8 protein-coding genes are annotated in these 10,374 nt (G+C 55.4%); 7 read left to right on the top strand and 1 reads right to left on the bottom strand.

Annotated features, from left to right (window positions below; translation table 11 throughout):
• Positions 1 to 426 precede the first annotated feature (426 nt).
• Both ACQRD3_RS12880 and ACQRD3_RS12885 read left to right on the top strand, forming a co-directional pair.
• Positions 427 to 1,230: an electron transfer flavoprotein subunit beta/FixA family protein gene (locus ACQRD3_RS12880; RefSeq protein ID WP_427781658.1), complete on the top strand. Its 804-nt coding sequence runs from the start codon at positions 427 to 429 to the stop codon at positions 1,228 to 1,230.
• Between the two features lie 15 nt (positions 1,231 to 1,245).
• Positions 1,246 to 2,247 (top strand): electron transfer flavoprotein subunit alpha/FixB family protein, encoded by a 1,002-nt coding sequence (locus tag ACQRD3_RS12885; RefSeq protein ID WP_427781659.1) that lies wholly within the window; start codon positions 1,246 to 1,248, stop codon positions 2,245 to 2,247.
• A 90-nt stretch (positions 2,248 to 2,337) separates the two neighbouring features.
• Here the strand turns inward: ACQRD3_RS12885 and ACQRD3_RS12890 are convergent, their stop codons facing one another.
• Complete coding sequence (locus ACQRD3_RS12890; protein ID WP_080906109.1) at positions 2,338 to 3,765, bottom strand: sigma 54-interacting transcriptional regulator; 1,428 nt, start codon at positions 3,763 to 3,765, stop codon at positions 2,338 to 2,340.
• A gap of 306 nt (positions 3,766 to 4,071) precedes the next feature.
• Here ACQRD3_RS12890 and ACQRD3_RS12895 point away from each other — a divergent pair, with 306 nt between their 5' ends.
• The 5 genes from ACQRD3_RS12895 to ACQRD3_RS12915 all read left to right on the top strand — a co-directional run bounded on the left by ACQRD3_RS12895 (position 4,072) and on the right by ACQRD3_RS12915 (position 10,236).
• Positions 4,072 to 5,214, top strand: a complete 1,143-nt coding sequence (locus ACQRD3_RS12895) for an acyl-CoA dehydrogenase family protein (protein ID WP_080906108.1) — start codon at positions 4,072 to 4,074, stop codon at positions 5,212 to 5,214.
• Between the two features lie 50 nt (positions 5,215 to 5,264).
• Positions 5,265 to 6,146, top strand: coding sequence for a MaoC/PaaZ C-terminal domain-containing protein (locus tag ACQRD3_RS12900; protein ID WP_158082885.1), 882 nt, complete (start codon positions 5,265 to 5,267; stop codon positions 6,144 to 6,146).
• A 269-nt stretch (positions 6,147 to 6,415) separates the two neighbouring features.
• A complete protein-coding gene (locus tag ACQRD3_RS12905) occupies positions 6,416 to 7,195 on the top strand; it encodes an enoyl-CoA hydratase-related protein (protein ID WP_080906922.1) in 780 nt (259 codons plus the stop codon).
• Positions 7,196 to 7,234: 39 nt separating this feature from the next.
• Positions 7,235 to 8,794 carry an acyl CoA:acetate/3-ketoacid CoA transferase gene (locus tag ACQRD3_RS12910; protein WP_427781660.1) on the top strand — a complete coding sequence of 520 codons (1,560 nt, stop codon included), beginning with the start codon at positions 7,235 to 7,237 and terminating at the stop codon, positions 8,792 to 8,794.
• A gap of 83 nt (positions 8,795 to 8,877) precedes the next feature.
• Positions 8,878 to 10,236 (top strand): GntP family permease, encoded by a 1,359-nt coding sequence (locus tag ACQRD3_RS12915; protein WP_427781661.1) that lies wholly within the window; start codon positions 8,878 to 8,880, stop codon positions 10,234 to 10,236.
• Positions 10,237 to 10,374 lie beyond the last annotated feature (138 nt).

Consider the following 10,374-nt stretch of genomic DNA (forward strand, 5'->3'; position numbering starts at 1 on the left):
TCTGTCTCGTCCTTTCTTGATCTCGGTTCGCGTTTCTGCGAAACATTTTTTGCCCGTGTTGAAGTGAAAACTCTGGGATAAGTCCAAATGAGTGGGGAGTCTCCCCCGGGAAAGCAGCGCTTTGCGCGACACAAACAATAATTTTATTAAAAAATATTTTGTAACAAAACTATTGTGAAACAAAACTAACACTATTTTGCATAAATGTCAAGCAATTTTTTGCATTTTTTTTGATATGTATTTTATGAAATAGGGCACATGACGTGCAAACAAAATTTTGATTTTGTATAAGCATAATTTGTTGACAAAACAAAATGCCAATACTATAATGTGACCACACGTCCGGGCAGGTCCATTGGAAAAACAAGATATTCAATTTTCTGCCCCAATTTATGAGAATGGTAACAGATAGGAGCGAAGCGAATCATGAATGTGCTGCTCTGCGTCAAGCAAGTGCCTGATACCGCCCGTACCGGGTATTGTGGAAGGACAGAGACACTGCCCGCAGGCAGCGCCTCTTCTGCCTTAAATCCCATGGACAAATACGCGTTGGAAATTGCGGCCCGATTAAAGGATGCAGATCCAGAGGTCAAGGTCACTGCCCTCACCCTTGGTTCGAAATTGGCTGAACAGGCACTGCGAGATTGCCTGGCGCTGACTGCTGACTCGGCCTATTTGCTTTGTGATCCGCTCTTTGAGGATTCCGACAGTCTGGCAACCAGCTACACGCTGAGCGTTGCCATCAAAGCGCTTGCGCACAAGGAAGGCCCCTTCGACCTTATTTTGTGCGGCAGGCAGGCCGCCGACAGTGATGAAGGGCACGTGGGGCCCCAACTTGCAGAGTGGCTGGGGCTCCCCCAGGTGACATGCGGGTTGACGGTTGAAAGGGAGGGCGCATCTTTCAAAGTGCACAGAGAGACTCAGGCGGGGACTCAGGTGGTAACAGTGCCGACGCCCTGTGTGGTGACTGTTACAAAGTCCGCCTTGGAATGCCGCTATCCGGACATTCTCCGCATGATGGAGTCAAACCGGGCAGAAATTTTTGTCCTCCGGGCTTCCGATCTTTCTGACCTGGATCTCACTCAGGTGGGGCGGAAAGGCGCCTCCACCCATATAAAAAAAATCGTTCCTCCCCCCCAGAAAACAGGCCGAATCAGAATTGAGGAAGAATCAGATGAGAATTCAGCCCGAAAGCTCTATCAGCTTTTAAATGCGGCCGCAATTCTCTGAAGGGAGATAGGAACTTTGGAAAGCAGATCAAACGACATATGGGTTTTCATTGAAACCAGCGGCGGCGCAGCAGAAAAAGCCGCGCTGGAGGCGTTGACTCCCGGCAGAGCGCTGGCAGACCGGCTTGGAGGGAGACTTACCGCCGTGGTCCTTGGCTGTGAGGTTGATGCGGCAGTAAGAACCGCCGGAATGTCCGGAGTGGAACGGATCATTGTTGCGGACGCTCCCGAATTTCGCCTGTACACTACCGATGCATATGTTGACGCCCTTGCGTATCTGGTTAGGAAATACCAACCGGATATTTTTCTGATGGGGGCCACCGAAAACAGCAGAGACCTGGCCCCCCGGTTGAGCGCCCGTTTGCGGACGGGGTTGGCTTCCGACTGTACCGGCCTGGAATTTGACCCGGAAATCGGTTGCGTGGCATGGACCCGCCCAATTTTTGGAGGGCAGTTGCTGGAAACGCTTCTCTGCCCCACTCAAAGGCCGCAAATCGGAACCGTCCGTCCGGGGATCTTCCATCGTCCCCCGCTTATTGCCCATGAAGCAGAAATTATTCGGGAAAATATCCGTGTGAGTCCCGGGGATATACACACCCGCATCCTGGAGCTTTTGGCCGATCCAGACTCCGGAAAAGTAGAGCTGGAAGAGGCGGATATTGTCGTCTCCGGCGGCCTGGGTTTGGGTGGACCGGAGGGCTTTGCACCGGTCAGGGCTTTGGCTCAAGTGCTTGGAGGCGCAGTCGGTGCGTCCCGCGGGGCTGTGGACGCAGGCTGGATTTCTCATGCCCATCAAATTGGGCAGACGGGAAAGAAGATTTCTCCCAAGCTGTATATTGCCTGCGGAATTTCCGGGGCCAATCAGCATGTGGCGGGAATGAGAGGGGCAAAGTATATCGTCGCCATCAATAAAAATCCCCTGGCGCCTATTTTTGATATTGCCGATTATGGCGTGGTGGGAGATCTCTTCAAGGTCCTTCCAGTCCTCACGGAAGAAATCCGAAAGGCTCGTATGTAGAGGAAAACATGTTGTTCCGGAATGTAAAAAACCTGTATCCAGAGGCGGGAATTCCGCTTCTGGATACAGGTTTTCTTTTGCGAAAATATCTCAGTCTCCTGGCTTAAGAACTCTTTGAATTCCAATATTCAGACGTTTCATCTTGCGATAGAGGAAGCTGCGCTCAATTCCAAGCTCTTCCGCTGCCGCCCGCACATTCTGACCGTTGCGTTGAAGGGAATTTCGGATCATTTTTGCCTCATAGGCAGAGACCGCATCTGACAAACGGCCTCCCTGAAGTTCTGGTTCCATTCCGGTACCGCGAGACGGGGAAGACACCTTGATCGGCAGATTTTCAAGGTCGATGATTACTTTGTCGCAAGAGGCATACGCTCCGGCAAGAACATTTTGCAGTTCTCGCACATTTCCTGGCCAGGAATAGGCACGCAGACATTTTTTGACTCGGTCAGAGAGAATGATGCTGGTCCTGTATTTCCGATTCAGTTCGCTGAGGTAGCAGTTTGCGTGGAGAAGGATATCCATGGGACGGTCTCTGAGCGGGATCATCTCGATATTGATGACAGCCAGACGATAGTAAAGATCCTCCCGAAAAGTGCCTGCCTTCATCATCGTCTGCAGATCCTGCCTGGTGGCCGCTACAATGCGCACGTCCACATGGATGGGAGATTCTCCCCCCACCCGTTCCACCTGGGCGTCCTGGAGCACCCGCAGCAGTTTTACCTGGAGGGGAAAGGGCATGTCGCCGATTTCGTCGAGAAAGAGGGTTCCGCCGTTGGCAAGCTGAAATTTCCCCGGCTTACCCCCCCGTTTCGCCCCGGTAAAGGCCCCTTCCTCGTAGCCGAAAAGTTCCGATTCCAGCAGATTATCTGGAATGGCCCCGCAGTTAATGGCAATAAAAGGCCCGTCACGGCGCTCACTCTCCAGGTGGATGGCTTTGGCGAAAACCTCCTTGCCTGTCCCTGTCTCCCCTGTAATAAGGACAGGAAAATCGGTTTTAGCCGCCTGAATGCCAAGCCGCTTGAGTTCCAGAAGCTTCGGGTCCTTTCCGATCAGCCCCTGGAATCCGCCGAATCCGGAGATGTTGTTCTGATAGGCTTCTTTATAGTATTTCAACTCCAATTCGGCGATCTCCTTCGCCGTATCCATAGCCCGCTGTCGAAATTTCATGTGGGCGGCGGCTCCAATGAGCTGACCGTCCTCATCAAAGATGCAAAATCGATTGGCTACGGCATAAGCCTCCGTTGCATCCCGGGTCTCTCCTGCACAGTATGGCTGAATGTACACACCCTGGCTGCCGTCTCCGCGATGGCGCTTGGCCAGCACATCGTACATAGAGGTCGTAGTAATGACAGAGCCAATGGGCTTGCCCAAGAGGTTTTTTCTGTCCTTGGCCAGAAAGTCACAGTAGTTTTGATTGATATCCGTGATGATGCCATCCTGATCCACCACAATGAAGCCGTCCTCCGTCTTGTCAAGGAACTCCTCAAAAATGAGACGGCAACGGTGGTCCTCAGTCATAACGGACGCCTCCCTTCTTGTTCTGGCTTCAGTGTAGCACACCCCTCAGGACGGAGCAAGCAGAAGTGTGAAATTTTTGACACATATTTGCTCAAAAGACACATGAATTTGCCATGGAATTTCTCAAAGAAGAGCTGCGCAAAAACAATTTAAAAAGTTTTTCCTTTGTGCTGCAAGTTATTCGCAAGCAAAAACTGTGAAGGAAACAATTTTTTGGGAAATTGGCACAAAAACTGCACTATTACAAGTCGTGAATTGTGAATGACGACCAAATTTGCTTTTGGAGATAACAAGGAGGGGTGAGGAATGCATTTTAGCAGGGAAGAAAAGATGCTTCAAAAAATGGCCGGGGAATTTGCTCGCGGGGAATTGCGGCCCATAGCCGCGGACATTGACAGGGAAGAGCGCATTCCCCGGGAGGTGATCCAGAAAATGGCAGGGGTGGGCTTTACGGCGCTCAACGTCCCAAAGGAGTACGGAGGGCCCGGACTGGCCGGCATCTCCAATGTCTGCAAGGTGCTGGTGATTTCCGAGCTGGCCCGCGAGTGTGCCAGCACGGCCGAGGTCATTGCCGTGCATACGCTGGTCAACGATATTTTTCTCAAACACGGGAACGAAGCGCAGAAGCGGAAATATCTCTCCGCCGCGGCGGCGGGAAAAATCGGCGCGTTCGCCCTCACGGAGGCGAACGCGGGCTCTGACGCCAGCGCCGCCGCCACCAGAGCCGTTCCCGACGGGGATGACTATGTGCTGGACGGAAGCAAGTGCTTTATCAGCAACATGGGCCCAAACGAGGGCGATTATGTGGTGGTGATCGCCCTGACCGATCCCAAACGCGGGACCAGGGGCATGTCCGCCATCGTCGTGGACCGGAACACGCCGGGATTCACCATCGGCAAGCGGGAAGAGAAGATGGGCCTGCGGGGGGCGGATATCTCCGAATTGATCTTTGAAAACTGCCGGGTGCCCAAAAGCAATCTGATCGGCCGGGAGAACGAGGGGTTCAAGATCGCCATGCAGGCACTGGACGGGGGCCGGATCGGGATGGCCGCCCAGGCCCTGGGGATCTCGGACGCGGCCATTGCGGCGTCCATCGAGTATATGGGACAGCGGGTCCAGTTCGGCAAGCCCATCGGAAAGCTCCAGGGCCTGCAGTGGTATCTGGCCGACATGGCCACCCGGACCGAGGCCGCCCGGGCCCTGGTCCTGGAAGCGGCGGAGGCCGCCGATGCGGGGGAGCCCTTTACCAAACTGGCCTCCATGTGTAAATATTTCGCCTCGGAAACTGCTGTTTGGGTGACCAACAAGGCGCTTCAGATCCACGGCGGCTACGGCTATATGCGGGACTACCCTTTGGAGCGGATGTACCGGGACGCCCGAATCGTCCCCATCTATGAAGGGACCTCGGAAATCCAAAAAGTGGTGATCGCCAGAGAACTGCTGAAGTGAGGCCTTACCGCATGGAGCAATTACAGGAAAGACGAAAGGATGGGTATCTTATGGAAAAGATCGATCTCAATCAGCTCATCGGCGCGAAGATGGAACCCCGGTACCTGGAGTACAACTGGCGGGACGTGTCCCTCTACAACCTGGCGGTGGGCGCCCACAAGGAGGATCTGGCCTACTACTATGAAAAGTACCTGAAGGCCATCCCCACCTTCGGCGCCGTCCCGTACTGGGCCACCGTCAATGTCCGGCCCTATCAGTGGATGCCTCTGCCCGCCTCCATGCTGGCCGATCAGCTGATCAAACCCACCATTGCTTTTTTAAACATGGACCACGAGATCATCATGCATCGTCCCATTGACGCCATCAAAGGCACCTTCCAGTGGCAGGATCAGATCGTGGATGTGTATGACCGGGGGGAGGGCCGCGGCGCCGTGGTCCGCACGAAGATCGACGTGCGGGATGAAGCCGGCAACCCGGTGTGCACGAATTATTCCTGCACCTTCTTCCACGAGGCCGGCGGCTTCGGCGGTCATCCAAGGCCCAAAAGCGGCGTGGAGATCCCGGACCGCGCTCCGGACTGCGTGGCGGCGGACTACATCAGTCCGGTGCAAAACCTGCTCTACCGCCTCACCGGAGACACCAACCTCATCCATGTGGATCCGGAGTACGCCAGGAGCATGAAGTTCGACCAGCCCATCGTCCAGGGCCTGTGCTCCTTTGGCTTTGCGTGCCGTATGATCATAGATTCGCTCACTCCCGGTGAGCCCGAGCGCATGACCCGGATGGCCGCCGCCATGAGCAGCCCCCTCCTTCCGGGCACTCCTGTGGAGACGCACATCTGGAAAATGGGAGACAGGCTGGCCTATTTCCGTCTGGTCGATCAGGAGACCGGGAAGGCGGTCCTGAACCGCGGGGAGTTCGAGTGGAAGTAATCAAAACGACTGATTCCCCCTTTTTTTGATTTCGAATTTATTTTTTTGACACCTGAAAGTGATGGAATCAAAATATATTTCCATAAGAATAATACTGCATCAAAAGAAAAAATGAATAAAATTATAAAGCTCAATAAAAAGATTTACGGTATATAATAACGAAAATGTATTGACGAATTCCAAATATTACTATACAATGCATTTGAAAGTAGTTTTGAATACAAATTACTTTCAAGAAGAAACAATATAATTTTGCAGGAGGTAGTATTATGAACAATCTGATTCTGGAAGTCGAAAATGGGATCGCCCTGCTGACCATCAACCGTCCGAAATCCCTCAACGCATTGAACAGCGAAACCCTGGCGGAACTCAACACCTGTCTGGCCGAGCTGGAAAAGGACCAGGAAGTCAAGGCCGTTATTCTCACCGGTTCCGGCGAAAAGTCTTTCGTAGCGGGGGCCGATATCTCCGAGATGGTGAATGCCACCGCCCCCGAAGGACGCACCATGGGCCTGCTGGCCCGGGAAGCTTTCTCCCGTCTGGAAAACATGCCTCAGGTCACCATTGCCGCGGTCAACGGCTACGCACTGGGCGGCGGCTGTGAGATCTCCATGGCCTGCGACATTCGCGTGGCCTCCGAAAACGCCAGATTTGCCCAGCCGGAATGCGGCCTCGGCATCCTTCCCGGGTTCGGCGGCACCCAGCGTCTGGCCCGCCTGGTGGGCAAGGGCCGCGCCAAGGAGCTGATCTTCACCTGCGATCAGATCACCGCCGAGGAGGCCTGCCGCATAGGTCTGGTCAATCACGTGGTCCCCCAGGCCGAGCTGATCGATTACTGCAAGGCCATGGCCGGCCGCATCATGAAGAACAGCCCCTTCACCGTCGCCCTGGCCAAGCAGGCCATCAACACCGGCATGGATACCGATCTGGACAGCGGCCTGAAGCTGGAGGCCAACCTGTTCGGCCTGTCCTTCGCCACCGAGGACAAGAAGGAGGGCATGACCGCGTTCCTGACCAAGCGCAAGGAGAAGCACTTCATCGGCAAATAAGCAGGGACCGCTAAAAAATTAGGGAAAGGAACCATTGATATGTCCCAAAAACCAATTGTTTCCCCCGCGGAAGCCGCCTCCTGGGTCAAGGACGGCATGACGATCACCACCAGCGGTTTTGTTGCCAGCCAGATGCCGGAGGCCCTGAACAAGGCGCTGGAAAAGAGCTTTCTCGAAACCGGGCATCCCAGAGACCTGACTCTTTTTTACGCCGCGGCGCAGGGCAACCGGGACGGCAGCGGCGCCGATCACTTCGCGCATGAGGGAATGCTCAGGCGGGTCATCGGCGGTCACTACAACATGGCCCCCGAGCTGGGCAAGCTCATCATCGCCAACAAGCTGGAGGCATACAACCTGCCTCAGGGCACCCTGTCTCAGCTTTTCCGGGACATCGCCGCCCACAAGCTCGGCACGCTCACTCACGTTGGGCTGAACACCTTTGCCGATCCCCGGGTGGAGGGGGGCAAGCTCAACGAGATCACGAAGGAAGACATTGTGGAGGTGGTCAGCGTTCTGGGGGAGGAGCGCCTGCTCTACAAGGCCCAAAAAGTGGACATCGCGTTTATTCGCGGCTCCATCGCGGACGAAAACGGCAACGTCTCTCTCCAGCATGAATGCTGCACCAACGAGGCCACAGCCATTGCGCAGGCCGCCAAGAACTCCGGCGGCAAGGTGGTCGTCCAGGTGGAGAAGGTGGTCCAGAGCGGCAGCGTGGATCCCAAGCTGGTGAAGATCCCGGGCATCTATGTGGATGCCATTGTGGTCTGCGAGGACAAGGAGGATCATGCGCAGTGCCAGGGCTGTGAGTACGACGGCTCCATGACGGGCGACTTCCGGATCCCTCTGGGCAGTCTGGAATATCCCCGCATGAGCGCAAAAAAGATCATCGGGCGCAGGGCGGCCATGGAGCTGGAGCCCGACAAGGTGGTCAATCTGGGGATCGGGATCCCCGAGTACATTTCCATGGTGGCCAACGAAGAGGGCATCGGCGACTATATGACTCTCACCGTGGAGGCCGGACCCGTGGGCGGCGTGCCCCAGGGCGGCCCCAAATTCGGCGGCTCCGTCAACGTAGAGGCCATTCTGGACCAGCCGTATCAGTTCGATTTCTATGACGGCGGTGGCGTGGATCTGGCCTTCCTGGGCCTGGCGCAGGCGGATAAGGAAGGCAACATCAACGTCTCCAAATTCGGTCCCAGGATCGCCGGCTGCGGCGGATTCGTCAATATCACGCAGAACGCCAAAAAGGTCTTCTTCTGCGGGACGTTCACGGCCGGCGGGTTCAAGAGCCACGTGGAAGACGGCAGGCTGGTGGTGGACCAGGAGGGCCGCGAGCAGAAGATGATCCACACCGTGGAGCAGATCACCTTCTCCGGAAAGTACGCCGTCAAGACGGGACAGCCCGTCATGTACATCACGGAGCGCGCCGTGTTTGAGCTGCGCCCCGACGGGGTGTACCTCACCGAGATCGCCCCCGGCATTGATCTGAAAACCCAGGTGCTGGATCTGATGGGCTTTACCCCCAGGATGGAGGCCGGCGGCCCCAAGCTGATGGATGCCCGGATCTTCTCGGATGGGCTCATGGGACTGAAAAAATGATTTCGCGCTCCCCGGCACCACTTTTACGGGGATAGATGGATCTCTGTAAAAGATTTTTAAGAGAGATGGAGGAACCCTCCTTTATGAACATGGGAATTCTAGTGCTGCTCCTTGCTATCATTCTCTTCGCAGTTTTAGCGTTTAAGCAGATTTCCGCCCTGATCTTGGCGCCGCTTGTCACAATTTTCGTCCTGATCTTTTCTGCCCTGTTTGCCGGGAACAGTGTTGCGATCCTGAGCGGTCTGAAAAATGACTTCATGCCCGCCGCGGCCGGCTATGTTTCCAGCTATTTTCTGGTTTTCTTTGTCGGCGCCCTTTTCGGCGCGGTGTATCAGTTCACCGGCGCCGCCAAATCCGTCGCCAAGTGGCTCTCCGGCATGAGCCGGGGACAGTTTGTCGCCCCCATCATCATGGTGATCACCGGCATCCTGACTTACGGCGGCATCTCCGGCTTTGTGGTGTTCTTCGTGGTGTACCCCATTGCCCTCCAAATGTTCCGCAACGCCAATGTCACGCGCCGTCTGATCCCCGCCGCGATTTCCGCCGGCTGCTGGACCTGGTCGATGTACGGTCCCGGCTCTCCCTCGATCCAAAACGTAATTCCCATCGATATTCTGGGAACTACGCCCACCGCGGCACTGGTGCCTTCGATCCTTATTACGGTTCTGTCTTTTGTCCTGATTTTCGTATGGCTGGAGTGCCGTGCCCGTTCCTTTACGAAGAAGGGCTGCGTGTTTCATGATCCTACTCTGAGAACCCAGCTTACTCCTGAGGAGCTCCAGGCAGACGAGGATGAGAGCCTGCCCAACCCCATCGTGGCCTTGATCCCCATCGTGGTGATCCTGGTCCTCTTTAACGCTCCCATCCTGCTCAAGGATGACGGCACCCGCGGCGGCCTTCCGGTGGAGACCTCTGTGTTCCTGGGCGTTGTCCTCGCCTGCATCCTGTTCTTCCCCCGCATCGAGGGCGGTCTCAACGGCTGGATCCGGGTGTTCAACAAGGGCGCGGCCGATTCCGGCGTTTCCATTCTGAACACCGCTATCGTCGTCGGCTTCGGCGGCGTGGTCAAGAACACCCAGGGCTTTACCGATCTGGTGGCATCCCTGAAGAACCTGGACATGAACCCTCTGCTTTTCGTTATGATCACCGTGGCTGTCTGCGCCGGCGCCTGCGGCTCCGCCTCCGGCGGTATGGGCGTGGCCTTCAATGCCCTGAAGGATACTTACGTCTCTCTGGGCGTGCCTCTGCCTTATGTCCACCGCATCGGCGCCATTGCCGCCGGCACGCTGGACTCTCTGCCTCACCAGGGCGCGCAGATCACCCTGCTGGGTATCTGCAAGCTGACCCACAAAGAAGCCTACTTTGACATTTTTGTCACCCAGATTGTCATTCCCTTTATTGCCTGCTTCGCTTTTATCGGACTGGCGGCGATGGGCCTGTAAAAACCCCTTTTGAGCTGTAAAAAATGAGAGCGGTAAATCCTGCGTTGATCGGGACTTTCCCCTCCCCCCCAAAAAGGACGATCCCAGAAAGATTTCAGGTGAACCGTTTCTTGAAAATTGCAGCTCATGGCGTAAAAT

Origin of the sequence: Candidatus Pseudoscillospira sp. SGI.172, assembly GCF_050313575.1 — a bacterium.
Taxonomy (GTDB): domain Bacteria; phylum Bacillota; class Clostridia; order Oscillospirales; family Oscillospiraceae; genus Vermiculatibacterium.